This window comes from Marinimicrobium locisalis (assembly GCF_039822625.1).
Taxonomy (GTDB): Bacteria; Pseudomonadota; Gammaproteobacteria; order Pseudomonadales; family Cellvibrionaceae; genus Marinimicrobium; species Marinimicrobium locisalis.
Genome location: NZ_JBDLLG010000007.1, coordinates 20,017 through 42,768 on the forward strand (window position 1 = coordinate 20,017; position 22,752 = coordinate 42,768).

General features: G+C 59.8%; 26 protein-coding genes. 10 read left to right on the top strand and 16 right to left on the bottom strand.

The window, feature by feature from the left end; genetic code table 11:
* Positions 1-77: 77 nt before the first annotated feature.
* Positions 78-2,096, top strand: coding sequence for an ExeM/NucH family extracellular endonuclease (locus AAE514_RS06230; RefSeq protein WP_347330663.1), 2,019 nt, complete (start codon positions 78-80; stop codon positions 2,094-2,096).
* A 31-nt stretch (positions 2,097-2,127) separates the two neighbouring features.
* On the opposite strand, the gene AAE514_RS06235 is transcribed toward AAE514_RS06230, so the two are convergent.
* From AAE514_RS06235 to AAE514_RS06255, 5 genes are all read right to left on the bottom strand, one after another.
* Positions 2,128-2,907, bottom strand: a complete 780-nt coding sequence (locus tag AAE514_RS06235; RefSeq protein WP_347330664.1) for an HvfC family RiPP maturation protein — start codon at positions 2,905-2,907, stop codon at positions 2,128-2,130.
* Complete coding sequence (locus AAE514_RS06240; protein WP_347330665.1) at positions 2,891-3,751, bottom strand: HvfB family MNIO-type RiPP peptide maturase; 861 nt, start codon at positions 3,749-3,751, stop codon at positions 2,891-2,893. The genes AAE514_RS06235 and AAE514_RS06240 overlap by 17 nt, the downstream gene beginning before the upstream one ends.
* A gap of 96 nt (positions 3,752-3,847) precedes the next feature.
* Entirely contained in the window at positions 3,848-4,171 is a 324-nt protein-coding gene (locus AAE514_RS06245; RefSeq protein WP_347330666.1) for an HvfA family oxazolone/thioamide-modified RiPP metallophore, read from the bottom strand.
* Between the two features lie 314 nt (positions 4,172-4,485).
* Complete coding sequence (locus tag AAE514_RS06250; protein ID WP_430623883.1) at positions 4,486-5,697, bottom strand: class I SAM-dependent rRNA methyltransferase; 1,212 nt, start codon at positions 5,695-5,697, stop codon at positions 4,486-4,488.
* A 76-nt stretch (positions 5,698-5,773) separates the two neighbouring features.
* Entirely contained in the window at positions 5,774-6,241 is a 468-nt protein-coding gene (locus AAE514_RS06255; protein WP_347330667.1) for a hypothetical protein, read from the bottom strand.
* Positions 6,242-6,368: 127 nt separating this feature from the next.
* On the opposite strand from AAE514_RS06255, the gene AAE514_RS06260 reads away from it, so the two are divergent.
* Entirely contained in the window at positions 6,369-7,511 is a 1,143-nt protein-coding gene (locus AAE514_RS06260) for a flagella assembly protein FlgT middle domain-containing protein (RefSeq protein ID WP_347330668.1), read from the top strand.
* Here AAE514_RS06260 and secB read toward each other — a convergent pair.
* The 3 genes from secB to AAE514_RS06275 form a co-directional block, all read right to left on the bottom strand.
* The gene (secB, locus tag AAE514_RS06265) at positions 7,508-8,017 is read right to left on the bottom strand and encodes a protein-export chaperone SecB (protein ID WP_347330669.1); all 510 of its coding nucleotides are present in this window, start codon (positions 8,015-8,017) and stop codon (positions 7,508-7,510) included. The genes AAE514_RS06260 and secB overlap by 4 nt on opposite strands.
* Before the next feature lie 74 nt (positions 8,018-8,091).
* A complete protein-coding gene (grxC, locus tag AAE514_RS06270) occupies positions 8,092-8,343 on the bottom strand; it encodes a glutaredoxin 3 (protein ID WP_347330670.1) in 252 nt (83 codons plus the stop codon).
* A gap of 8 nt (positions 8,344-8,351) precedes the next feature.
* Positions 8,352-8,765 (bottom strand): rhodanese-like domain-containing protein, encoded by a 414-nt coding sequence (locus tag AAE514_RS06275; RefSeq protein WP_347330671.1) that lies wholly within the window; start codon positions 8,763-8,765, stop codon positions 8,352-8,354.
* Positions 8,766-9,024: 259 nt separating this feature from the next.
* Here AAE514_RS06275 and gpmI point away from each other — a divergent pair, with 259 nt between their 5' ends.
* The 7 genes from gpmI to AAE514_RS06310 all read left to right on the top strand — a co-directional run bounded on the left by gpmI (position 9,025) and on the right by AAE514_RS06310 (position 16,277).
* Positions 9,025-10,575, top strand: coding sequence for a 2,3-bisphosphoglycerate-independent phosphoglycerate mutase (gene gpmI, locus AAE514_RS06280; protein WP_347330672.1), 1,551 nt, complete (start codon positions 9,025-9,027; stop codon positions 10,573-10,575).
* A gap of 63 nt (positions 10,576-10,638) precedes the next feature.
* Positions 10,639-11,799 carry a murein hydrolase activator EnvC family protein gene (locus AAE514_RS06285; RefSeq protein WP_347330673.1) on the top strand — a complete coding sequence of 387 codons (1,161 nt, stop codon included), beginning with the start codon at positions 10,639-10,641 and terminating at the stop codon, positions 11,797-11,799.
* A gap of 104 nt (positions 11,800-11,903) precedes the next feature.
* A complete protein-coding gene (locus AAE514_RS06290) occupies positions 11,904-13,325 on the top strand; it encodes a S41 family peptidase (RefSeq protein WP_430623884.1) in 1,422 nt (473 codons plus the stop codon).
* A gap of 4 nt (positions 13,326-13,329) precedes the next feature.
* A complete protein-coding gene (locus AAE514_RS06295; protein ID WP_347330674.1) occupies positions 13,330-14,226 on the top strand; it encodes a divergent polysaccharide deacetylase family protein in 897 nt (298 codons plus the stop codon).
* A gap of 162 nt (positions 14,227-14,388) precedes the next feature.
* Positions 14,389-14,610 (top strand): DUF6316 family protein, encoded by a 222-nt coding sequence (locus tag AAE514_RS06300; protein ID WP_347330675.1) that lies wholly within the window; start codon positions 14,389-14,391, stop codon positions 14,608-14,610.
* A 264-nt stretch (positions 14,611-14,874) separates the two neighbouring features.
* Complete coding sequence (locus tag AAE514_RS06305) at positions 14,875-15,399, top strand: hypothetical protein (RefSeq protein WP_347330676.1); 525 nt, start codon at positions 14,875-14,877, stop codon at positions 15,397-15,399.
* A 44-nt stretch (positions 15,400-15,443) separates the two neighbouring features.
* On the top strand, positions 15,444-16,277 hold the full coding sequence (locus AAE514_RS06310) for a hypothetical protein (protein ID WP_347330677.1): 834 nt from the start codon (positions 15,444-15,446) through the stop codon (positions 16,275-16,277).
* A gap of 3 nt (positions 16,278-16,280) precedes the next feature.
* Here the strand turns inward: AAE514_RS06310 and hisF are convergent, their stop codons facing one another.
* Genes hisF through hisB form a run of 4 tightly spaced genes read right to left on the bottom strand, consistent with a single transcriptional unit; the run spans position 16,281 to position 19,088 of the window.
* Entirely contained in the window at positions 16,281-17,051 is a 771-nt protein-coding gene (gene hisF, locus AAE514_RS06315; RefSeq protein WP_347330678.1) for an imidazole glycerol phosphate synthase subunit HisF, read from the bottom strand.
* A gap of 20 nt (positions 17,052-17,071) precedes the next feature.
* Complete coding sequence (gene hisA, locus AAE514_RS06320) at positions 17,072-17,806, bottom strand: 1-(5-phosphoribosyl)-5-[(5-phosphoribosylamino)methylideneamino]imidazole-4-carboxamide isomerase (protein ID WP_347330679.1); 735 nt, start codon at positions 17,804-17,806, stop codon at positions 17,072-17,074.
* A gap of 33 nt (positions 17,807-17,839) precedes the next feature.
* Complete coding sequence (gene hisH, locus AAE514_RS06325) at positions 17,840-18,490, bottom strand: imidazole glycerol phosphate synthase subunit HisH (RefSeq protein ID WP_347330680.1); 651 nt, start codon at positions 18,488-18,490, stop codon at positions 17,840-17,842.
* A gap of 4 nt (positions 18,491-18,494) precedes the next feature.
* Positions 18,495-19,088, bottom strand: a complete 594-nt coding sequence (gene hisB, locus AAE514_RS06330) for an imidazoleglycerol-phosphate dehydratase HisB (RefSeq protein ID WP_347330681.1) — start codon at positions 19,086-19,088, stop codon at positions 18,495-18,497.
* A gap of 125 nt (positions 19,089-19,213) precedes the next feature.
* On the opposite strand from hisB, the gene AAE514_RS06335 reads away from it, so the two are divergent.
* On the top strand, positions 19,214-19,942 hold the full coding sequence (locus AAE514_RS06335; protein WP_347330682.1) for a 16S rRNA (uracil(1498)-N(3))-methyltransferase: 729 nt from the start codon (positions 19,214-19,216) through the stop codon (positions 19,940-19,942).
* Here the strand turns inward: AAE514_RS06335 and AAE514_RS06340 are convergent.
* The 4 genes from AAE514_RS06340 to AAE514_RS06355 all read right to left on the bottom strand — a co-directional run bounded on the left by AAE514_RS06340 (position 19,905) and on the right by AAE514_RS06355 (position 22,751).
* A complete protein-coding gene (locus AAE514_RS06340; RefSeq protein WP_347330683.1) occupies positions 19,905-20,597 on the bottom strand; it encodes a hypothetical protein in 693 nt (230 codons plus the stop codon). The two genes, AAE514_RS06335 and AAE514_RS06340, sit on opposite strands and share 38 nt — an antisense overlap.
* A 73-nt stretch (positions 20,598-20,670) precedes the next feature.
* Positions 20,671-21,282, bottom strand: coding sequence for a hypothetical protein (locus tag AAE514_RS06345; RefSeq protein ID WP_347330684.1), 612 nt, complete (start codon positions 21,280-21,282; stop codon positions 20,671-20,673).
* Between the two features lie 37 nt (positions 21,283-21,319).
* A complete protein-coding gene (locus AAE514_RS06350) occupies positions 21,320-21,808 on the bottom strand; it encodes a chemotaxis protein CheW (protein ID WP_347330685.1) in 489 nt (162 codons plus the stop codon).
* On the bottom strand, positions 21,786-22,751 hold the full coding sequence (locus AAE514_RS06355) for a chemotaxis protein CheB (protein WP_347330686.1): 966 nt from the start codon (positions 22,749-22,751) through the stop codon (positions 21,786-21,788). Before AAE514_RS06355 ends, AAE514_RS06350 begins: the two co-directional genes overlap by 23 nt.
* Between the last annotated feature and the right edge of the window lies 1 nt (position 22,752).

The following is a 22,752-nucleotide window of genomic DNA, read 5'->3' on the forward strand; positions in this document are numbered from 1 at the left end:
TTGTCATCAAAATTCCACGGTCTGGTCATTTCAGTTTGCCACACTGTAGGGACTTCCACCCCACAAGGAGTCCCCCAATGCGACTGCCCTTATTCCTTCTTCTTCCCCTAAGCGTACTTTTGCCGACTTCTGTCCATGCCGAGCAGTGTGGCGACCCGGCCACGCGTTTGCATGCCATTCAAGGCGACGGTGACGCGAGCCCGCTTGCCAACACGGAGGTGTCGATCGAAGCCGTGGTGGTCGGTCTGTTCCAGGGCAGCGATGCCCTCGGCGGTTTCTTTGTGCAGGAGCGCGACAGCCTAACCGACGATAACCCTCTCACCTCCGAAGGGGTGTTCGTCTACACAGGCAGAGCGAGTCGTGACCTGGCAATGGGCGACCTGGTGCGGGTCTCGGGGTCGGTAAGTGAGTATTACGAGATGACTCAGTTGGGCAACATCGCCTCCGTGGAGGTCTGTGAGCAGGGGCTGTCCGTCACCGCCACCGAACTGAACCTGCCAGTCTCGGAACTGAGTGAACTGGAGGCACTGGAATCCATGCGCGTGAGCATCGCCCAGCCGCTAACGGTGAATGAGAACTATGACCTGGGCCGCTACGGCGAGCTGCTATTGAGCTCCGAACGTCACTTTATTCCCACGCAAGTGGCCGAACCGGGGAGCGCCGCCCATGCCGTGGCCGCCTCGCAAGCACTCGACCGGGTCATTCTGGACGATGGCAGCACCGAGCAAAACCCGCCGGTGGTGCCCTACCCGGCGCCCGCACTGAGCGCCTACAACACTGTGCGCGCCGGCGACCAAGTGGTGGAGCTGACCGGCGTGCTGGCCTACAGTTTCGGCGAATATCGGGTCCAGCCCGTTCAGGCACCCACCTTTTTAGCCGCCAACCCGCGCCCAGGCGCCCCCACCCTACCTGGGGAAGGCAACCTTACCGTGGGGGCGTTCAATGTGTTGAACTACTTCAACGGCGATGGTCAGGGAGGGGGCTTCCCCACCCCCCGAGGCGCCGACACCCTTGAGGAGTTCGAGCGTCAGCGGGCCAAAATTATCCAGGCCCTGGTCACCATGAACGCCGACATCGTGGGCTTGGTGGAGATTGAGAATGACGGCTACAACGCCGACAGCGCCATCGCCGATCTGGTTGAAGGCCTGGCCGAGGCCGGTGTGAATTACGCCTATGTCGACCCGGGCGTGAACGCCATTGGCACCGATGCCATTGCGGTGGGCTTCCTGTATCGCCCGAACCGGGTGGTACTGGAAGGCGATGCCGCCATTTTGGATAGCAGCGTCGATAGCCGCTTTGTCGATATAAAAAACCGGCCGGTTCTGGCCCAGAGTTTCGAACACAGTACTTCCGGGGAAGTGCTGACCCTCGCGGTGGCGCACTTAAAATCCAAAGGCTCGGATTGCGATGAGCTGGGCGACCCGGACCAGAATGACGGCCAGGGCAACTGTAACCAAACCCGCACTTTGGCCGCCGAAGCGCTGGCGGACTGGCTCGCCAGTGACCCCACCGGTAGCGGCGACCCGGACTCCCTGATTCTGGGCGATTTGAACGCCTACGCCAAAGAGGACCCGATCGACGCGCTGAGGGCCGCGGGCTATACCGACCTGCCCGCCACCTTTTCAGAGGGCACCCCTTACAGCTATGTGTTTGACGGCAAGGCGGGCCACCTGGACCACGCGCTGGCGAGCGAGTCATTGGTGGAGCAGGTGACTGGCGCGACCCACTGGGCCATCAACGCCGATGAGCCCCGCATCCTTGATTACAACACCGAGTATAAAACACCCTCTCAAGTGGTGACTTACTACAACGATGGCCCTTGGCGTTCATCGGACCACGACCCGGTATTGGTGGAGTTGCAACTGGACGGGCCGATAAGGGGGGACTTTAACGGGGATGATGAGCTTGAACTGTGGGACATGCTGGCGCTGATTTACCAGTTTCGCCAGCCGGTTACCGAAAGCAATGTGCACTATGACCTGGACGATAACCAACGGATTGACAAGCGCGACCTCAAACAATGGAAACACTTGTGGCTGGAGCAGGCGCTGGCGGAACGCGTTCGCGAAAAACGGAGCTGGGCCTGGAGCCAATAACATTGAGTCGAGCCAAGGACGGCTCGGTTCGCTAAAACGACGAGTTGGCCTCTAACGGCCGAGCGCCCAGCAGCACGCCTAGATCCTGGAGCTGTTGGAGCAACACTTCTCCGCCGGTCATCAGCGCGTCCGGGTCCACTCCAGGCGACTCCTCCAAGAGCTGTTCCAGCAACATGCGACCACTTTTCTCCGGTGCCTGCTCCAGCAACGTCAGCAACCGGGCGCTAAAGGCGTTCAATGCCATAAAGGCCACTTGCTGATCCCGGCTTCGGTATACCAGCACCCAGGTGGGTTGTTCGGGCGGTTCGCTGGGCTGAAAATCCGGCGCGATCTGGTGTACCGGGTAGTCGTATTCCAATACCCAGGCCAAGGGCGACATCACTGGGTGGTGGTTCAGCAACTCCTCGCTTAAACCGGTGGGTATTTCGGGGCTCGGTGCAATTTGCAAGGCAAGCTCCACCCACTCGTAGTGGAGCAGCTCCGCCATAAAGGGCGGATCCTCCGGCGTCGTGGGGCGCTGACCGGAGTTGACGTAGTCAATGTACTCCCGGCCAATTTCGGAGAACAGGGGGCTTTCACACCGATGGTGCCGCATAAAACCGCGAACTTCACGCTGCCACCAGGGCTCGGGCATCAGGGATTTAAAGACGGGGAAGTTATTGCTTAAAAAATTGTTCAGGTTGTTGAAGAACAAGTCCTGATAAATCTTCATCCGGCGTGCTTCCACCCGTGAATGGGGCTGACCTTCCGGGTTCCGAATGGCGCTGGAAAACCGCTTCAGGGCTTCGCGATAGTCACTGGGCGCCGACATGGGCCACCTCGCTCTGATGCGAGCGCACCTGCGCCACCTCGTTTAACAAGTCTTCCAGGGGCGGAAAATTGAAGTCGCGCTCCAACAGCGTCGGGCAAACACCGGCGTGGTCGTAGGCCACATCGAGCAGGTGCCACACCGGGTCGATCACGTCCGCGCCGTGGGTATCCACCAACAGGTCTTCCGCCTCCCGGTAATGCCCGGCAATGTGCATGTAGTGAATGCGTTCGGCCGGCATGGAACGGATAAAGGCTTCGGGATCGTAGCGGTGGTTAATGCCGTTAACGTAGGCGTTGTTCACATCCAGCAGTAAATCGCAGTCCGCTTCTTCCAGAACACTGCGAATGAAGGTCGCCTCGTCCAGTTCGGGTACCGGCATCGAGTCGGTGGTGACCGGCGCATAATAAGAAACATTCTCCAGCGCAATACGTCGCTCAAGAATATCCTGAACCTGGCGCACCCGCTCGGCAATCCAGCGCACCCCGCTTTCGGTAAATGGGACCGGCATCAGGTCATAGAGGTGGCCGTCGTCACTGCAGGCACTGAGATGCTCTGAATAAAGGCGAATGCCGTGCTCATCCAGAAAGTGTTTTATCTGTTTTACGAACTCAACATCCAACGGCGCGGGGCTGCCGATGGATAACGATAAACCGTGAGTAGTGAACGGGTAACGTTCAGTCAGCGCTTTAAACTGTTCGCCCAGTCGCCCGCCCATGGCCATCCAGTTCTCTGGGGCCACTTCAAAGAAGTCGATACGGCCGTCGGGGGAGGTGGGTAATTGGTCGAGCAGATCGCGCCGCAACCCGAGCCCGACACCCTTTACGGGCCGGCTGTTTCCGCTCATGCGTCTTGCCTCAACGTCAGTGTGTGTTACCTCATCTGTGGAACCAACGGGAGCTTGGCGTTCCCGCTGTTCCACAAACTCATGTGGCCTACAAGCTTAGGAGCCGCACTTACCTTCGCCACACTTGCCTTCAGCGTCTTTGTGCCGCTCTTTCTCCTCGCCCTTCTCTTCTTCACCACATTTGCCTTCGCCACACTTTCCTTCGCGGTTTTTTTCCATCTCCTCGCCACACTTGGCTTCACCGCATTTGCCTTCGGCGTCCCGCTTTTTGCCGTCGTGGCCTTCATGGGCGAGCTGGGTATAACCGGAAGACATAGGCTCGGCGGAGAAGGGGTTTTCAGCCACGGCGGCCTGGCTGCCCAGCCCCATCAGGAAAGCGGCACTGGCGGAGGCAATCAAAGGTTTCTTCATGGATTTCATGGTCTTATCTCCAATGTTTTACACAGTATTATGAAATAGATGCGTTATTTGAGGGCATGGCCGCTAGCAAGCCATTGCAAAAAAACGCCCTGCCAGCCCGTGCTGGATCATAACGCAAAACTCAAACAACCACAGTCCCACTGGTAATACACCGAACGCACTATTTGCGACACCGGTCACAAAGCGAGTTTCCAGCGGGAATGTCCTGGCTCAGTCGTGCCGTAGACGACTTTCTTACAGAGCGTTTCCGAAAATCAGGAAAAATGTCCGCAAAGCCTTTGCGGCTCACCACGCGAGGACACTCTGTGCGGGGATCAGGGCAAATAGACCCGTGCAAATACCGCCTTTAGATAGTCAGTTTCCGGGATGGCGGAGTGCACCGGGTGGTCAGCGCTCTGCCCGCTCTGGGCAATGATTTGCACGTGGCGATCCAGGTGTCGGCCCGCACCGCGCACGATATCCACTAGCGTTTCCTTTGGCAGGTGCATGGAGCAGGAGGCGGAGACCAGCAAGCCATCCTTGCCCAGCAATCGGATGGCCAATTCATTGATGTGCCGATAGGCGGCTTCGCCGGCCTTCTGGTCCTTGCGTCGCTTAATAAACGCCGGCGGGTCCAGCACCACGATGTCGAAGGTCTCGCCGTCGAGGATTAAGGCTTTCAATACCTCAATAGCCTTGCCTTGCACGGCGCTGACTTTCTCACTCACCCAGTTGCGCTCGGCATTGGCGGTGACGCCATCCAGGGCAGATTCGGAGGAATCGACACATACCACGGCCTCGGCGCCGGCACAGGCCGCCTCGACGCCCCAGCCGCCCATATAGGAAAAGACATCCAATACCCGCTTGCCACGGCAGAGCTTTTGAAGGCGCGCGCGGTTTTCCCGGTGGTCGTAAAACCAGCCGGTTTTCTGGCCCGCCCCCAAAGGCACCTCAAAGCGCGCGCCATTCTCCACCAGGCTCACGGCCGCCGGCGGCTCGCCAAAGGCCGCTTCGCGATACCTTGGCAAACCTTCCAGTTCGCGGGCACCATGGTCGTTATCCAGCCAGATGCTGGTGGGCTTCAGGCACTGGACCAGCGCTTCGATGACCGCCTCCTTCTCGCGCTCCATCCCGGCACTGGCAATCTGAACCACCAAGTCGTCGCCAAAACGGTCCACCACCAGCCCCGGCAGCAGGTCGGAGTCCCCGTAGACCAACCGATAGTAAGGCTCTTCATAACAGAGTTGACGCAGCGCGAGCGCTTGGTTGATGCGGTGCACCAGCAGCGAGCGGCTCAGCCCCTGGGCCGGGTCCCGGCTGATCAGGCGCCCGCAAATCAGGCCGGCGGGGTTAATCAGGGCGACCCCGAGCTCCTTGCCACTATTGGCGCAAATCAAGGCCTGAGCCCCCGCTTCAAAGCCCTTTAGGGGCGTCTGGGCAACGTCCACTTCGTTGCTGTAAATCCACAGGTGGCCGCGCTTTAAGCGACGGTCGGCATTCTTTTTAAGGGCGAGACGGGGCAAAGCGCAGGACAAAGACACAAACATTCTCCAATTCTAACGGGCCGACCCGCGGCGGGCCGGACGCCGGGCATTGTACCCGAGTCCGCGGCTGGGCCGAGCGCTATTCTTCCTCCGGGATGGATAAGGTGTCACGCCCGGCAAAGCGCTCACGGTCTTTCTCGGTGGCCCCTTCCCGGCATTCGCCGCGCATCCACATTTCTTCATAGGACAAGCGATAGTCCAGCTCGAGAAAGCCCTCCCGGCAATAACCAGTCACTTGGACCGCCCGCTTGGTATCTTTCTTAAGCCGCCGGTAGGCCGGCTCTCCCAAAGGCTCGCGCTGGCGGTGCTGGGAGGCCTCCTTGGGCGAGTCATACACTTGCACCAGGGGCCGACGCATCGCCTCGGGGATGGCCAACCGATAGACAAACTGTTTGCTGGTGTTAGGCAGGATCTCAATGGAGAGCGTCTCCTGGAGAGCGCTGTAGTGACGTCCCCCGGAGCTGCAACCTACCACCAGTAGCAGCGGGAGCACTACCAGCATCCCTTTGCAGAAGCCAAACCCGTTCATTGTGAGGCGTGTTCCCATGTGGTTCCTATCTCTCAAGATTTTATGATCGCCGCCGATAGCCTTACCCGATACCGGCAAACTACCGGAACCCTAAAACATTTCCCCTCACTTGACCACTGGAGGAGCTCTGAACGTGGATAGACGCATGCGCTCATACTCTTCCGCGCTGGCTGTTCTCCTGGCCGCAATGCTAACCATGGGCACCCAGGCCGGCCCCAGCCTACCGCACCTGGGAGACTACCCACAGGGTGACCCGCGCCGCGTCGGCGCTGCCGAGCCCACCACGGAGGAAGAGGCAGCCACACAGCCAGAGGCGCCATCAGCACTGACCCTCTGCCCCGCCCAAGAGCGAGTCTATCGCAAGTCCCTGCTGGTAACGGCGTTTCCCCGCCGGGGGGATGCCAGTGCCAACGGCGGGGGCCTTCAGGGGGCAGAGCAGGCACTACCGGAGTGGCTCGCCGGCCGGCTGGCCAACAGTGGCGCCCTGTTCCACCATCAAACGCTGAATGCCAGCTTACCCATGGGAAGCCCGGCGGAAACCGCACAGCAGGCCCGCCAATTGGCGCGGGAGCGGCAGACACAGCTGGTGCTCACCGGCGCCCTGTTGGACCTGGGCATGGCCCGCCCCAAAGACTTACTCAACCCCGACCTGATTACTCGCGGGCGCAACGCCACCGTAAGCACCTTCGGGCTGAACGAAGAGTGGGACACCCGCCAGCGGCACTTTGTTCTACATCTTGAATTGCTGGACGGCGTGACTGGCAACGCGGTGTTCCGACACGAGTACCGGCTGCGGGGGGTATGGAACCCGAAGCACCCGGCACGGGCCAGGTTCGGCACGCCGGCTTTTTGGGAAACCGACTACGGGGAAAAGGTGGAGCAGCTGCTGATGGAGGCGGGCGCCCATCTGGAAGAAGCCATACGTTGCCAGCCACTGGTGGCGAGGCTAAACCGCGCCGCCCCGGGGTCGGCCCCACTACTGGAAGCCGGGCGGGTTCAGGGCCTGGAAACCGGTGACCGCCTGCCCCTGCACCGGGTCAGCCTACGGCAGATTCCGGGAGAGTACCGGCTATACACCGCTCATTTGCTGGCCAGTGGCGCCACTCTGACGGTGGTGCGCGCCTACGCCCATTCCAGCGAAGTGAAACTGGAGGGGGACTGGGCTCTGTATGGGGAGCATTTGGCGGTAGCACCCGGACCGGGCACGCAGACCGCCAGCACGGGGCCACCGCCCACGCCTTCGGCCGAGAAGCCGCACGCCGAGGCCCCGGAAACTGACGCCAATTAAGCGTCAGTGGCGGGGGTTTCGGCGGATTCGCCTTTTTTCTTCACCTGCTGAACCGCCTGAGCGAAGACCGCATCAAAGTTAATGGGGGGCAGCATCAGCGGCGGGAAAGAGCCGCGAGAGAGGGTGGAATCAATCACTTCGCGGGCATAGGGGAACAGAATTTGAGGGCAGGTGGTATTGATCACCTGGCTCTTCTGCGCCTTGTCCAACCCCTGAATGTTAAACAGGCCGGCCTGCTTCACTTCCACCAGAAAAACCACTTTGTCTTCCATGGTCGCGGTGATGGTCATCAGCAGCACCACTTCGTGGTGGCTTTCGCCCAGGTTATTGACCTGCACGTTCAGCTCCTGATCAATTTTCGGCTTCCAGGAGCGATTAAACACCTCCGCCCCCATGGGGGTTTCGTAAGACAGGTCCTTCAGGTAGATGCGTTTAATCTGGAGGCCACGGGGCGCTTCTTGAGTGGCGCCAGCGCCGTTCGCTTGGGAGTTGTTTTCGTCTGCCATAAGTCAAAGTACCGTTTTATTTATTGAGTCGCTGTATTTTGAAGTAGAGGCAAGGTTGCTCTGCGAGACGTTATTTAGCCCAGCAGCTCATCAAGCTTGCCCTTTTTGTCCAGTGCCCAGAGGTCGGTAAAGCCACCCACGTGGGTGTCTCCGATCCAGATCTGAGGCACGGTCCGCTGACCACTGTCAGCCATCATTTTTTCCCGCAGCTGGGGGTCCCGGTCCACCCGAACCTCCTCGTAGCTCACCCCTTTACTCTGCAGCAACTGCTTGGCATTGATACAGAACGGGCAAACCGCTGTGGTATACATCACTACTTTGGCCATAAAACACCTCAGGATTTGACCAGGGGCAACCCCTGGGTTTGCCATTCGGTCACGCCACCGGCCAGGCGACGCACATCAAAGCCTTTCTGACCCAGGGTACGGCCCGCCGCGCCGGCGTGCTGGCCTAACTTGTCCGCCACCACAATGATTTTCTCCCGGTAAGGCTCGAGCACCCGCTCGCCCTCCGCCGCCACTTTGGTGTGGGGCAGGCTGATCGCACCGGAGATGTGGCCGGCCTTGTAGTCCGACGCCTCGCGCACATCCAGCAGTACCGCCTGTTCGCTATTTAGCAGGCGGGTGACCTCATGGGCGGGAATCGGCTGACCGTTCTTGATCCGCTCACGCCAGGCGTACACCACCATCAATACCACCAGAGTGGTGATCAGGAGCCACTCCTGACTGACAAATACAAAAAAATCCACGTGTTCGCCGTCCTCAACTCGGAAAGGGAATCCTCCACCCTCATAGAACCGGGGCGGAGCGCGCCGCAGTATACACCATCGGGCGTGGATTTCTCAGCGGTCGGAATAGCGTTAGCGCGTGTCAGACGTATCCCAGGCCTGTCGCAGGCGTAGAGTTACCCACAGGAACGCGTTAGAATGGGGGTTTTGCGCCCTGCGGGGCCGATAAACCCCATTCTCTCGTTTATTCATTCAGCGACTCAAAGAAGTGACAGCATCTATGACCGCCAGCAAGAAACCCCTCGTTCTGATCATCTTGGACGGCTTTGGTCACTCGGAAAGCACCGAGCACAACGCCGTATACAGCGCCAACACCCCCGTATGGGACGGCCTCTGGGGCGAGCGCCCGAAAAACTTGATCGCCACCTCCGGCATGGCCGTGGGCCTGCCCGAGGGCCAAATGGGGAACAGCGAGGTCGGTCATACCACCATCGGCGCCGGCCGAGTGGTCTACCAGAACTTTACCCGCATCAATAAGGCCATTGAAGACGGCGAGTTCGCCACCAACCCGGCCTATGCCGCGGCCATCGACAAGGCCATCGACGCCGACAAGGCGGTTCACATCCTGGGCCTGCTCTCCGAGGGCGGCGTCCACAGCCACCAGAACCACATCTATGCCATGGTCGACGCCGCTGCCAAGCGGGGCGCCAAGAAAGTTTACCTGCACGCCTTTCTGGATGGCCGAGACACCGCGCCGCGCAGCGCCAAGCCCTCCCTGGAGAAAGCCGAGAAGCAACTGGCCGAGCTGGGCGTGGGCCGGGTGGCGAGCATCTGTGGCCGCTACTTCGCCATGGACCGCGACAACCGCTGGGACCGGGTAGAGCAGTCCTACAACGCCATGGTGTGCGGGACCGCCGAGAAAACCGCCCCCACCGCCGTTGAAGGCCTGGCAGCCGCTTACGAGCGCGATGAAAACGATGAATTTGTGAAAGCCACCGTGATTGCCGGTGAAGGCGAGAGCCCGGTGAAGATGGAAGACGGCGATGTAGCCATCTTTATGAACTTCCGCCCCGACCGTGCGCGCCAAATCACCCGCGCCATGATCGAGCCGGCCTTTGACAACTTCAAGCGCCAGTGCGAGCCCAAGCTGGCCGATTTTGTCATGACCACCGAGTACGCGGCCGACATCAAGGCCAGTTGCGCCTTTCCACCCCAGGAGCTGGTCAACTCGTTCGGCGACTATATCGCCAAGCAGGGCAAGACCCAGTTGCGCATCGCCGAGACCGAGAAGTACGCCCACGTGACCTTCTTCTTTAACGGTGGCACCGAAGCCGAGTTTGAAGGGGAAGACCGCATTCTGGTGCCCTCGCCGAACGTGGCCACCTATGACCTGCAGCCGGAAATGAGTGCCCCGGAAGTGACCGACAAGCTGGTGGAGGCGATTGAGTCCGATAAGTACGACGCCATCATCTGCAACTACGCCAACGGCGACATGGTGGGCCACTCGGGCATTTTCGAGGCGGCGGTCAAGGCCGTGGAAGCGGTGGACCAGTGTCTGGGGCGTGTGCTCGATGCCACTTTGAAGGCCGGCGGCGAAGCGTTGATCACCGCCGACCACGGTAACTGCGAGGAAATGTATGACGCGGATACCGGCCAGGTCAGCACCCAGCACTCCATCCTGCCGGTGCCGTTGGTGTATGTAAGCGATCGCAAAGGCACAGTGGCCGACGGCGGCTCACTGGCCGACCTGGCGCCCACCATGCTCCACCTGATGGGGCTGGAGCAGCCCAAGGAAATGACCGGGCGCAACCTGGTCGAGCTCAGCGAGTAATGATCGCGGGTGACGGCCCACGGGCCGTCCCCAACCCTTCCCCGGCCACTGGATACTGACACTGTGCGAGCCCGACACTTTTATAAAAAGCTGCTCACGCTGTGCTTGACCCTGACGATGACCGGCACTGTCTTTGCGCAAGCCGATCAGCAGGCGGACTACGAAGCCCGCATGCAGGAGGTTCAGCGCACCATAGAGCAACTGCAAAAAGAACTGAAGAAAACCCAAGGCTCCCGAGATGAGCTCAAGGAAAAGCTGGAGGAATCCGAGTCCGATATCGGCGAGCTGCTCCAAAAGATTCAAAAGATCGAATCCGAGCTCGAAGAGCAGAACCAGGACCTTCAAAGCCTTAAACAAGAGCGCCGCGAACTCAACCAGTCCCGCCAGCAACAACAGGCCGCCGTGGCCGAACAGGTTCGGGCAGCCTACCAACTGGGCCGACAGAGCCAAATCAAACTACTGCTGAACCAGGAGGAGCCCCAACGGGTCTCCCGGCTGCTTCGTTATTACGACTACTGGCTGGAGGCCCGCACCGAGAAAATCGAGCGCTACCTGGCCACCCTCGCGGAGCTGGACCAGATCGAGCCCAAGATTCTGCGCACCACCGCGGCACTGGAGCGCAACCGGGAAGAGCTGGAAACCCAGCACCAACGACTCCAGGCCCGCCAGGAGGAGCGGCGCGAGACCATCGCCTCGCTCAACCAACGGATCCACTCCACCGACCAGGAACTGGCCGACCTCAAGCAGGACCGCGAGCGCCTGCAGACCCTCATGGATGAAGTCACCGCCGCCGTGGCCGATATAGAGATTCCCGGCAGCGATGTCCCCTTCAGCAAGAGCAAGGGCCAACTGCCCTGGCCGGCCAAGGGCCAGGTTCGCCACCGCTTCGGCAGCCCGCAGCTCGACGGGCAAGTCAAACGCAACGGAATGGTGATTGGGGCGTCAGCCGGTGAGCCGGTGCTGGCCGTACACCATGGCCGCGTGGTATTTTCCGACTATTTCCGGGGCCACGGGCTCCTGCTGATTGTGGACCATGGCGAAGGCTATATGAGCCTTTACGCCCACAATCAGACCCTGTACAAGGAAACCGGCGAATGGGTGAGCGCCGGAGAGACCATTGCCCGGGTGGGCAGCACCGGCGGACAAAGCCAAGCCGGGCTGTATTTCGAAATTCGACACCGGGGCAAGCCGACCAATCCGGCCCCTTGGCTGGCCCAGGCCTGATTTAGGGTTACTTATGTGCCAGACTCAATATTCAACAACCATCGCCCCGGCGGTGCCGGGGAGAGTGCCAAACCGGCCCCTCAGTGAGCTTTCAGGAGAACCGGATGCTGTACGCTGATTTAAAACATGCCACCCTGCTGGCACTGTTCGCCACCCTGCCCGGCCTGGCGGCAGCTCAGGGGACTGCCCCCAGCATGAGCCCCAACGCCCAAGCCGACCAAGCGGCCACGGACGCTGTACCGGAGAAGGGGCTGTTGCCACTGGAAGAACTGCGGACCTTTACCCGCGTGTACGATCACATCCGCAGCAGCTACGTCGAAGAGCTCACCGACGCCCAACTGCTCGAGTACGCCATCAAAGGCATGATTTCCGAGCTGGACCCACACTCCGCCTACCTGGACAAAAAGTCGTTTGAGGACTTGCAGGAAAACACCTCCGGGGAGTTCGGTGGCATCGGCATCGAGGTGGGCATGGAAGATGGCTTTGTAAAGGTCATTGCCCCCATTGACGACACGCCGGCCGAGCGCGCCGGCATCGAGGCCGGAGACCTGATCACCCGACTGGATGGCCAGCCGGTCAAGGGGATGACGTTGACCGAAGCGGTAGAAAAAATGCGCGGCCCGAAAGGCAGCGAACTGACCCTGACCGTTATGCGCGAAGGCATGGAGCAGCCGTTTGAAGTCACCCTCAAGCGCGACGTTATCCGCGTCAAGAGCGTTCGCGTTCGACTAATGGATGACCATTACGCCTATGTGCGCATTGCCCAGTTCCAGGTCAACACGGGCAAGGACATGGTGGACGCGATCAACAAGCTGCGCGAAGAGAATGAGGACGTGCGTGGCATTGTGCTCGACCTGCGTAACAACCCCGGCGGCGTGCTTCAGGCTTCGGTGGAAGTGGCGGATGCCTTTATCGATGAAGGCTTGGTGGTCTATACCGACGGGCGCCTGGAGAACAGCGATATGCGCTATCACGCCAACGCCGGTCAAATTGCGGAAGACCTGCCCATGGTGGCGCTGATCAACGACGGCTCGGCCTCGGCCTCGGAAATTGTCGCAGGCGCCCTGCAAGACCACGGCCGGGCGGTGATTCTGGGCACCCGCAGTTTTGGCAAGGGCTCCGTTCAAACCATTGTGCCCATCGACGAGGCTCGAGCGGTCAAGCTGACAACGGCCCTGTACTACACCCCGAACGGTCGCTCTATTCAGGCCCAGGGCATCGCGCCCGATGTGGAAGTGGAGCGCGCCCGAGTCACAGCAATCCAGGGCCTGAAACGCTCCACCGAGGCGGACCTCTCCGGCCACTTGGGCAACGTCAACGGCGGCGAGGAAAGCAACAGCCAAACCCGCGCCGAGCGCGACGAAGACCGGGCGATTGAGGACAACCAGCTTCACGAAGCTCTGAACCTGCTTAAAGGCTTGCACATTTTCCAGCGCCAGCAAGCAGCAAAAGCCCCGCTGCCGCAAGTGCCTGAGGAGGCCTCCGAGACAGGCGCGGCGCAAAGCAACCCCGCCCCGGCGGAATAAGCCTATGCGCGCCACCCCGGCATTCAGCCTCCGGCCGGCCAGGTGGCTGGCCCTACTGGCACTGCTGTTAAGCATTGGCGCCCGAGGCGAGGCCCAGCTAGCCATTATCATCGACGATATTGGCTATAGCGCCGCTTTGGGCGAGCGCAGCTTGGGGCTGGAGGGGGCCTTCACCTATGCCGTGCTGCCCCGAGCCCCCCACGGGCCCCGCCTGGCCCGGCTCGGCGCCCAGTCAGGCAAAGAGATCATCCTGCACAACCCCATGAGCAATACGCGGGGCCTGCCACTGGATGCCGGCGCATTGAGCGAAGCCATGCCCCACGCCGACTTCACGGCGACCCTGCAGGACAACCTGGCGGCCATCCCCGAAGCCCGGGGCCTAAACAACCACATGGGCAGCCTGCTCACCCAAAGCCCCCAGGCCATGGGGTGGATTATGCAGGTGCTAGGCGACCACGACCTTTACTTTATCGACAGTCGCACCTCGGCCAACAGCCAAGCCTGGGAAACCGCCCGGCACTACGGCGTGCCCAGCCTGAAACGGGATGTATTCCTCGACAACGAGCGGGACATCAAGAAAATCGCTCGCCAAGTGGCCAAAGCCATTGAGTTGGCCCGCGAACGAGGCTACGCCCTGGCTATCGGCCACCCCTACCCCGAAACGCTAACGGTTCTGGAACAGATTCAACCGACCCTGGAGGCCGCGAACGTCTCCCTGGTGCCGGTCTCGACCCTGTTAAAGCGCCCCGAGCATGGGCCGCGCGCGGAGTATCGAAGCTGCTTGGCGCCACCCATGACCCTGTGGCGCCACCCTTCGGGGGCCCGAGAAAAGCCCGCCGAATCGCCCTGGCCGGGCCAAAGCCTGCGCCCGCTACTCCCCACAACAGGCGCCCTTCGCTAAAAACCCCATTTGCTATTAAGGCAAGATTCCTCTATAAAGACAGGTAGTGTGGAGATAGCGCCATCCAGGGAAGTAGTAAAGGCCGCCTCCACGTGACGATCAGGGAATCCTCCCCCGAATGTCAGGCCGGGGTATCGATCATTATGCAGCAGGTTTAAAACTATGAGCACAAACAGAGCGGGCGAGCAAGGCGCCGTCCCCAACCGCAGCGGGCGCTTCATGGAGAAAGACGGCTACTGGTACTACACCACGCGTGAAGGGGTGGATATTGGCCCCTTTGATTCTCGAGAAGAGGCAGAAATTGGCGTAGGGGAGTTTATCGACTTCATCTGTGCCGCCGACCCTCGCATCCTGGAAGTTCTCGAAAGCTACCGCGCGGCGTAGCCACATGAGCTAACCAACCAGCTAAGCCAGCGGAAGGGTAATTCCTCCGCTGGCTTAGAGGGTAGGTTAGCTACTGCCCCCTCACCCCCCCCCAGTGAGTCTTTGCAGCAAGATTGACACCCCCTCCTTACAGTTACAGTTCGGATTAAAATTATAACCTCTGCGCCACCTCAAGGTTGACGAGTCGACGCCGAAAAGTACAATGTATCCGGTTTCATAGCTTGAAACGAGTTGCGATAACTAGATACTGAAAGGACTTAGCGAATGAGAAACTTTCTTCGAACAAAGCACTCTCCGGTTCTTATGGTCTTTCTAAGCAGTGCCACGTTGATCGCAAGCGAGGCAGTTTTTGCGACCGAAGAAATTGTGGTTACTGGTTCCGAAACTGAGTTTTACACATCCAACCAGACGGATGACTGGGTAGACCAACTAAACTATGAACAATTAATGATGCACAAATCGAGAGAGAGGCAGAGACAGTACGCGGTACAACAAGCAGCTGAGCGAGAGCGCAACCTTGCACGGTGCATAGCCCAGGCGGACGCCAACGAGGACTTGTGTGCGTTTAAAGCCAACATCACTCGCTCCAACAATATGGAAAAATGTGGAAAGCTTGCCAATGGCGTTAGCGTCTCTCTCTCCGGCCCGAAAGGCTCTGGGATGACACTATCTGGCTCTTCCGCCTATTCTCACTGTACCAACATGGTCAAAGTGTACTTTAGCACAGAGACAGCTGGCTGCAGGGCGATAGCATCCGCAGAGCGAAATCGTTGCCAGCAAGAGTACTAACGTCGCATGCAAGGGAAATCGTCATCAAAGACGAGCTTTCATTGATGCTATTTAAAGAGCGGGCAGAAAACAATATGAAGGTAACTCTATACATCATGGCGGCTATTGCACTTGGAGTCTTAACGCTCACTCTACTTCAGCAGAACAGCGACGGATCGAGCTCAACGACACCATCGCCCGAAGCCACTGCTGCTCCAGGTACTCAAGCTAAAAGTGAAGACAAGACCAACGGGGGAGGCAACAGCCTCGTTGAGAAAACTTCACTCGTCAAACCGGACGTCGATGTTAAGAAATCGATTGATTCTGGGGAGGTGGAAGAAGCTCATGAGGCGTATAGCTCTCAAATGAAACACCTGGGATACCACTCCGAGGAGGAGCTTAAGAGCTACTCCCACTACCCTGTGGAAACGCTAGAAGCCCTTCTCAACGAAGGCGACACCCGCGCCTACCCGGTGCTCTTGGAAAAATACGGCAAACAAGGCAATCTTGAAAAAACGAGGGCAGCCGCTCAAGTGGCCGCGATTCATGGCTCCACGCCGGCCATCGTTACCTTAGCAAGACAAGCAGCCACCAAGGCAGATATTGAACGGAATACAAGTGCCAACGAAGAGGTGTTTATCCACCACATTCTATTCTCTCAGGCTTTGTTCCATTTGGCCACGGAGCTAGGCGATCCATTCAGCGCCCGCGCCGGCCGAGATAGCCTTGAACGCTTCCATATCGAGCTTGAACAATCACAGAAGCAGGCAATTGAGCAGTTATCCGAGAAGATAAGAAAGCGCTTGAACGCCCTTCGTGAAGATAAAGGCTTCGCCGAGCTTGAGGCCTCGGCTGAAGCGGTCAACCGTTATCACGAATCATTATTGCAAACAGACTGAGGCTCAGCGCATTTCGATACCGCGTTCGCGCATGTACGCTTTGGCCTCGGGGATGGAGTATTCCCCGAAGTGGAAAATGCTGGCCGCCAGCACCGCGTCAGCCCCGCCTTCCAGCACGCCGTCAGCCAGATGCTGAAGATTGCCAACCCCACCGGAGGCGATTACCGGTACCGACACCGCATCACTGATGGCGCGGGTCAGCTTTAAATCGAAGCCGTTTTTGGTACCGTCCCGGTCCATACTGGTCAGCAGAATCTCACCGGCGCCGTTGGCGGTCATCCGCTCGGCCCATTCAATGGCGTCAATCCCCGTGGGCTTGCGGCCCCCGTGGGTAAAAATCTCCCAGCGGGGGGCTTCGCCCTCGGCATTCACCTGTTTGGCATCGATGGCCACGACTATGCACTGAGCCCCAAACCGGTCGGCGGCGGCTTTGACAAAGTCGGGGGTGGCGACGGCGGCGGAATTGATCCCAACCTTATCCGCCCCGGCATTGAGCATGCGGCGGATGTCTTCGATTTTGCGGATACCGCCGCCCACGGTCAGGGGGATGAAGACTTCCGAAGCCATGCGTTCGACGGTGTGAACGGTGGTGTCCCGCCCTTCGTGGCTGGCGGTAATGTCGAGGAAGGTGACTTCGTCGGCGCCCTGTTCGTTGTAGCGCTTGGCGACTTCCACCGGGTCTCCGGCATCGCGAATGTCGACAAACTGCACGCCTTTGACCACCCGGCCGTTATCGACGTCGAGACAGGGAATGATGCGTTTTGCTAAAGCCATATCGGACCTTCGATGAGATTTTAGGCGAAAGAATCGCAGAAATCTTGGGCTTCTTTTACATCCAGAGAGCCTTCGTAAATGGCTCGGCCGGTAATCGCCCCGATGATGCCCTGATCAGACACCTCACGAAGCGCCTTGATGTCATCGATATTGGTAATACCGCCCGACGCAATCACCGGGATACTCGACGCGCGCGCCATGGTCAGCGTCTGTTCCACATTCACACCCTGCATCATACCGTCGCGGGCAATGTCCGTGTACACAATGGCGCTCACGCCATCCTTCTCAAAGCGCTTCGCCAGATCCGTCGCCTTCACCTCAGACACCTCCGCCCAACCATCGGTGGCCACCAATCCGTCCTTCGCATCCAGCCCCACAATGATATGGCCCGGGAAACGCTGGCACATCTGCGTGACGAACTCCGGCTGCTTCACCGCCTTGGTGCCAATGATGACATACTGAACACCCGCCTGCAGATAGTGCTCAATCGTCTCCGCGCTGCGAATACCGCCGCCGATCTGAATCGGCAGATCCGGGTACGCCTTGGCAATCGCCGTGACCACCTCGCCATTGACCGGCTTGCCCTCAAAGGCGCCGTTTAAGTCCACCAGGTGCAGGCGGCGGCAGCCGGCGTCCACCCAGCGTTTGGCCATGGCGACCGGGTCGTCGGAGAAAACTGTGGAGTCATCCATCAGGCCCTGGCGCAAGCGTACGCATTGGCCGTCTTTTAAATCAATGGCGGGAATAATCAGCATTCGGTTATAAATCCAGTTTTCAAAGAAATCGAGTTAGGGCTTACCGTTCCAACCCACAAAATTGCGCAATAGTTGCAGCCCGGCCGTATGACTTTTTTCCGGGTGAAATTGCGCCGCGAAGAGGTTGTCCTGGGTCAGCGCCGCAGAGAAAGTTTTGCCGTATTCACAGGTACCGGCCACCTGTTCGGGGTTGCCGGCTTCCACGTAGAAGCTGTGCACAAAGTAAAAGCGGGCGTCTTGCTCAATGCCGGCCCACAGTGGGTGATGGGTATGGTGTACCTGGTTCCAGCCCATGTGGGGCACTTTCAGTTTGTGGCCGGCTTGGTCGCGCAGGTCCTTGCCGAAGAAGCGGACGGTGCCCGGCAGGAGGCCGATACAGTCCACACCCTCGTTTTCTTCGCTGGTTTCCATCAGGGCCTGCATACCCACGCAGACGCCTAGAACCGGCTTGCCCGAGGCCACCTGTTCGCGCAACAGGGTGTCGAATTTCAGACGCTTGATTTCCGCCATGCAATCACGAATGGCCCCCACGCCGGGGAACAATACCCGGTCGGCGGCGCTGACCTGGGCCGGGTCACTGGTCACCAGAACCTCGGCTTCCGGCGCCACATGCTCGAGGGCACTGGCCACCGAGTGCAGGTTGCCCATGCCGTAGTCGATCACCGCAATTTGCTGATTACCCATAACGCTACAGACTGCCTTTGGTGGAGGGCATGACACCGGCCATGCGCGGGTCTTCTTCCAGGGCCATGCGCAGGGCGCGCCCGAACGCTTTGAATACCGTCTCGATCTGGTGGTGAGCGTTGTGCCCCCGGAGGTTATCGATGTGCAAGGTCACCTGGGCGTGGTTGACAAAGCCGTGGAAAAACTCCGAAAACAGTTCGGTATCAAACTTACCGATGCGTTTCTGAGTGAACGGAATATCCATCATCAGCCCCGGACGCCCGGAAAAGTCGATGACCACCCGCGAGAGCGCTTCATCCAGGGGGACATAAGCATGGCCGTAGCGGCGAATGCCCTTCTTGTCGCCCACTGCCTGGGCAATGGCCTGGCCGATGGTAATGCCGATGTCTTCCACGGTGTGGTGATCGTCGATATGGGTGTCGCCATCGCAGGTCACATCCAGGTCAATCATGCCGTGGCGGGCGATCTGGTCCATCATGTGTTCCAGAAACGGCACCCCGGTATCAAAAACGCCCTTGCCCTCACCGTCGAGGTCCAGGCTGACGCTGATTTTGGTTTCCAGGGTGTCGCGTTTGACATGAGCGCGGCGGTTGGCCATGAAAGTCTCCGATAGCCGAGGCTGTGGGAAAACGGCGATTATACCGCCAGAGCCCTCCCCATGCCATGGCTATAAAGCCCATCAACTTTGCTAAACTGCTGGCTTTTGCCCGAGGAGCCCCGCCCATGCGCGTACCCCGCGTTTTCACCGACCAACCGCTAAGCGCTGGAGAGACCGTCACGCTTGAGGAGGCGCCATCACGCCACCTGAGCAAGGTGCTGCGCATGACCCCGGGGCGCGAGCTGGTGGTGTTTAACGGCCAGGGTGGCGAGTACCGCGCCGCTATTGCGGAGGTGGGAAAAAAGGCGGTTACGGTGTCTGTTGAGGCGTTCGACGACGCTGACCGGGAATCCCCTCTGGACCTGGAGCTGGCCATCGGCCTCTCCCGCGGCGAGCGAATGGATTGGGTGATGCAAAAGGCTACCGAGCTGGGCGCGCACCGGATTACCCCGCTATTTACCGAGCGGACCGAGGTAAAGCTCAAGGGCGAGCGCCTGGAGAAAAAAATGGGCCACTGGCGGCAGGTGATCATCAGCGCTTGCGAACAGTGCCAGCGCAACCGGCTTCCCGCCCTCTCGGCGCCCACCACGCTGGATGAATGGCTTGAGCGAAGCCGAGGCCAGCGGCGATTTGTCCTGCACCACCGGGATAGCCGAGGCCTGCCCGAGTCCGAGCCCCTGAAGCAGCTCTCGTTATTGGTGGGGCCCGAAGGAGGGCTCTCGGAGACCGAAATCGAGCGCGCCCGTGAAGGGGGCTGTGAGCCCCTGACCCTCGGGCCGCGAGTGATGCGCACGGAAACGGCGCCGGTGGCCGCTATTAGTCTTGCGCAGTATTTGTGGGGGGACTGGCGCTAGCAGAGCTAGAGCGCTCGGCCTTCTGTTCTGACTTATCCGACTCGCCGCCCCCCGCGTTTTCGGGATTGAGCTCCTGCTCCAACCATGCCCGCACGGTGGAACGATCGCGCCTGCGGGTCAGTTGTTCGGTGTGGACATTGTAAGGCACGATACGGGTACCGCCGTTCTGATGAACCGCGAAGACACGCCGGGCGCCCACGGGGAAGGCACTGGGGCCGTGAATAACCGCAGCGCGAATTTCAAGGGTTTCCACCTCCCGCAATCGGTTGACCGAGTCTTCATCATCGCTCTTACGTCCGAGAACGATGCTGCGAAAGGAGCCAAGTAGCAGGTACCCACCGGGACGAAGCGGCCCCTGGCGCAGAGAGTGCTGAATGGGCGCATCACTTTCGGTTACCCGTTCATAGTCGGTGACCGTAAGAATCCGCTCACCACCGGCGCGGTCCTTAATCACGAGTTGAACCACCTGAACGTGCACCGGCTCCGCACTCATGTTGACGAGCAGGCACAGTGATTCAGGGCTTTCATTCTGGGCGTGGTGAATCACCAGATAAGGACGATTACCCCGGCGATATTGGAAGTAGAAGAACTGAAAGTAAACCACCCAAACAATAGCCATCACCATGCTGCTGAAGGCCGAGAGCGCCTCTATCAAAGCCACCTCCTTTTGATGTTCAGCGTGACAATCGTGGGAGCGACATTCTGAATGCCGCTCCACTCAATCGGGCTTATTGGCTGCTACTGCTACTACTGCTTGAAGAGGACCGGCGGGAGCTGGAGCTTCCGTTGCCGTCGTTGAGCCCCTCAATTTCTTCGACGATGACGATCTCGCCGGTCGCATCGATCGAATGAAGCTCCACCAGACGATAGTCCTGATCTTCTTCACAGACCGCACTATCGTCGGGTACTTGGCGATCGTAGGTCAGCACTACTTCAACGACAGTTTCGTCATCTTCCTCAGTTATGCGAAAGGCATCAACCTCGTCCAGTAGTATCTGCTGCTCACAAGCACCATCCTCTGTCCAACCGCTGTCGTACAGTAAGACGGTCGTCTCTTCGAAATTAGGAGCATTAACGGGGTCGTTGTAAAAACTGACCAGCATCTCAAAGTCATCAACATTATTAACGACTTCCAACCGTTTACCGGTCGCCGTTTCCGTGCTGGGCCAAGCGCCGCCTCTGATGTCATATTCAAAGCGCTCAAGAAAGTCGGTCGTAACCACGTCCCGAATTTCTTCATCCTCCTCCGGTGGGTTGAACGGCTCTTCACGTTCCGCGCCACAGGCGGTCAATAGAGTACTGAGAGCCAAGGCGACCGCCGAGACAGTGAAAGTTTTCATAGCCCTACTCGTTGTTGTTGGGGTCTGACGACCTAGGTCAGACCCGGGTTTTTAGATAGTCCAGAACGCGCTGCTCGATACCCGGAATATCCGGAATCACGGCCTCTTCACCGGCCCAACTGACCCGCATAAGCTCCAGCGGGTTGCTCGGTTCGGCGTCGCGTACGCGCAGCTCCTCGGGCGTGACGCGGGCCAGACGGGGCAGGCCCTGGGCCACAAGCGCCATAAAGTGGATATGGTCGCTCACCCCCGTGGTATTGAACACCGCCACCCGCGTATAGTTCCCAGGGGTGGGGCGAGGGCCGCCGTTGAGGCATTCGAACGAGGCCAGCGGAATGGTCAGGTCGCGCCAGCGATAGTCCCCCAGATACCAGTCGGGAGCACCGCTTACGGCGTCGATCTGGCCGATCGGTACAATTTCCGCCACCGAAACGTTGGGCACCAGCAGCAACTGCTGGTCCAGGGGAATCAACAGGCTGGCGACTTCGCGAATTTCGGAAGTGTCAGTGAGCTGCGGGGCTTTCATAGGTTCCAGTATCCTCAATCGACGTCGAGGCGCGATACAACGCGCTCAAACGCTCCGCCAACTCGGCGGGCGTTCCGGTTTCGGTGGCGGCTCCGGTGGCCAGGGCCGCCTCGGGCATGGAAGCGCTGGTGCAGTTCTCGGGCGTCTGCACCCAGACCCGGCCGCCGCGCTGGCGCACCAGGCGGCTGGCGGCGGCGCCGTCATCACCCATGCCGGTAAACACAATCAGCCCTAGCCGGTCCCCGTAGACACGGGCGGCGTTGGCCACCAACTGGTCCACGGACGGGGCATAGGGTCCATTCCAGGTACCGCCGGGCACAGCCAGGGTACCGTTTTCCAACAAGTCCACCCGGTGGCAGGCGGTGACGATCAGGACCCGGTTTGCTTGAATCACCGCGCCGTCACTGGCCAGCGTCGCCGGGTAGTGACTTTGGCCAAGCATTTTCACCAGCGTGCCGGTATAGCCGGTATCGATGTGCTGGACGTAAATAAAGGCCACATCCAGCCCCGGAGGCAGCGCCTCCACAAACGCCTTAACGGCCGCCGGCCCCCCGGTGGAGGCGGCCAGCACCCACAGTTGGCTGGCCCGAGGCACGCTCTGCAGGTTGATATCCCCCACCAGCTGGCGCAATTTGGCCAGGGTCCGTTTAAGCCAGGCGGTGTGTGCGTCACTGCCGGGTTCATACTCGCTGCTGTCGCTGACCAGCAACGGGGCCTCGCTCTGCTCCAGCAGCGCCTGTACCGGCCCCGGTGGCTCCGCATCCGGGTCGAGGGCCACATCGACCACCCAGGCGTCGGCCCGCTCGGGGAACAAATCTTCCACGCCGCACTCGCTCAGTAACAGCGCAGCCACCGGCTCGTGCCCGGCCTCCCGCGCACTTTGGGCCAAGTATTGGCATTTGAGCGGGCTGTCCACCAACAGGCCAATCCGCACGGTGCTCACG

What these genes read in the sequence shown, in the direction of transcription:
- AAE514_RS06260 (WP_347330668.1), top strand. Translation starts at nt 6,369, where the DNA reads ATGCGCTCATACTCTTCCGCGCTGGCTGTTCTCCTGGCCGCAATGCTA.
- secB (WP_347330669.1), bottom strand. Translation starts at nt 8,017, where the DNA reads ATGGCAGACGAAAACAACTCCCAAGCGAACGGCGCTGGCGCCACTCAA.
- hisH (WP_347330680.1), bottom strand. Translation starts at nt 18,490, where the DNA reads ATGGGTAATCAGCAAATTGCGGTGATCGACTACGGCATGGGCAACCTG.
- hisF (WP_347330678.1), bottom strand. Translation starts at nt 17,051, where the DNA reads ATGGCTTTAGCAAAACGCATCATTCCCTGTCTCGACGTCGATAACGGC.
- AAE514_RS06350 (WP_347330685.1), bottom strand. Translation starts at nt 21,808, where the DNA reads ATGAAAGCCCCGCAGCTCACTGACACTTCCGAAATTCGCGAAGTCGCC.
- AAE514_RS06250 (WP_430623883.1), bottom strand. Translation starts at nt 5,697, where the DNA reads ATGTTTGTGTCTTTGTCCTGCGCTTTGCCCCGTCTCGCCCTTAAAAAG.
- AAE514_RS06245 (WP_347330666.1), bottom strand. Translation starts at nt 4,171, where the DNA reads ATGAAATCCATGAAGAAACCTTTGATTGCCTCCGCCAGTGCCGCTTTC.
- AAE514_RS06335 (WP_347330682.1), top strand. Translation starts at nt 19,214, where the DNA reads ATGCGCGTACCCCGCGTTTTCACCGACCAACCGCTAAGCGCTGGAGAG.
- gpmI (WP_347330672.1), top strand. Translation starts at nt 9,025, where the DNA reads ATGACCGCCAGCAAGAAACCCCTCGTTCTGATCATCTTGGACGGCTTT.
- AAE514_RS06305 (WP_347330676.1), top strand. Translation starts at nt 14,875, where the DNA reads ATGAGAAACTTTCTTCGAACAAAGCACTCTCCGGTTCTTATGGTCTTT.
- AAE514_RS06345 (WP_347330684.1), bottom strand. Translation starts at nt 21,282, where the DNA reads ATGAAAACTTTCACTGTCTCGGCGGTCGCCTTGGCTCTCAGTACTCTA.
- AAE514_RS06300 (WP_347330675.1), top strand. Translation starts at nt 14,389, where the DNA reads ATGAGCACAAACAGAGCGGGCGAGCAAGGCGCCGTCCCCAACCGCAGC.
- AAE514_RS06310 (WP_347330677.1), top strand. Translation starts at nt 15,444, where the DNA reads ATGCTATTTAAAGAGCGGGCAGAAAACAATATGAAGGTAACTCTATAC.
- hisB (WP_347330681.1), bottom strand. Translation starts at nt 19,088, where the DNA reads ATGGCCAACCGCCGCGCTCATGTCAAACGCGACACCCTGGAAACCAAA.
- AAE514_RS06290 (WP_430623884.1), top strand. Translation starts at nt 11,904, where the DNA reads ATGCTGTACGCTGATTTAAAACATGCCACCCTGCTGGCACTGTTCGCC.
- AAE514_RS06255 (WP_347330667.1), bottom strand. Translation starts at nt 6,241, where the DNA reads ATGGGAACACGCCTCACAATGAACGGGTTTGGCTTCTGCAAAGGGATG.
- hisA (WP_347330679.1), bottom strand. Translation starts at nt 17,806, where the DNA reads ATGCTGATTATTCCCGCCATTGATTTAAAAGACGGCCAATGCGTACGC.
- AAE514_RS06230 (WP_347330663.1), top strand. Translation starts at nt 78, where the DNA reads ATGCGACTGCCCTTATTCCTTCTTCTTCCCCTAAGCGTACTTTTGCCG.
- AAE514_RS06240 (WP_347330665.1), bottom strand. Translation starts at nt 3,751, where the DNA reads ATGAGCGGAAACAGCCGGCCCGTAAAGGGTGTCGGGCTCGGGTTGCGG.
- AAE514_RS06235 (WP_347330664.1), bottom strand. Translation starts at nt 2,907, where the DNA reads ATGTCGGCGCCCAGTGACTATCGCGAAGCCCTGAAGCGGTTTTCCAGC.
- grxC (WP_347330670.1), bottom strand. Translation starts at nt 8,343, where the DNA reads ATGGCCAAAGTAGTGATGTATACCACAGCGGTTTGCCCGTTCTGTATC.
- AAE514_RS06295 (WP_347330674.1), top strand. Translation starts at nt 13,330, where the DNA reads ATGCGCGCCACCCCGGCATTCAGCCTCCGGCCGGCCAGGTGGCTGGCC.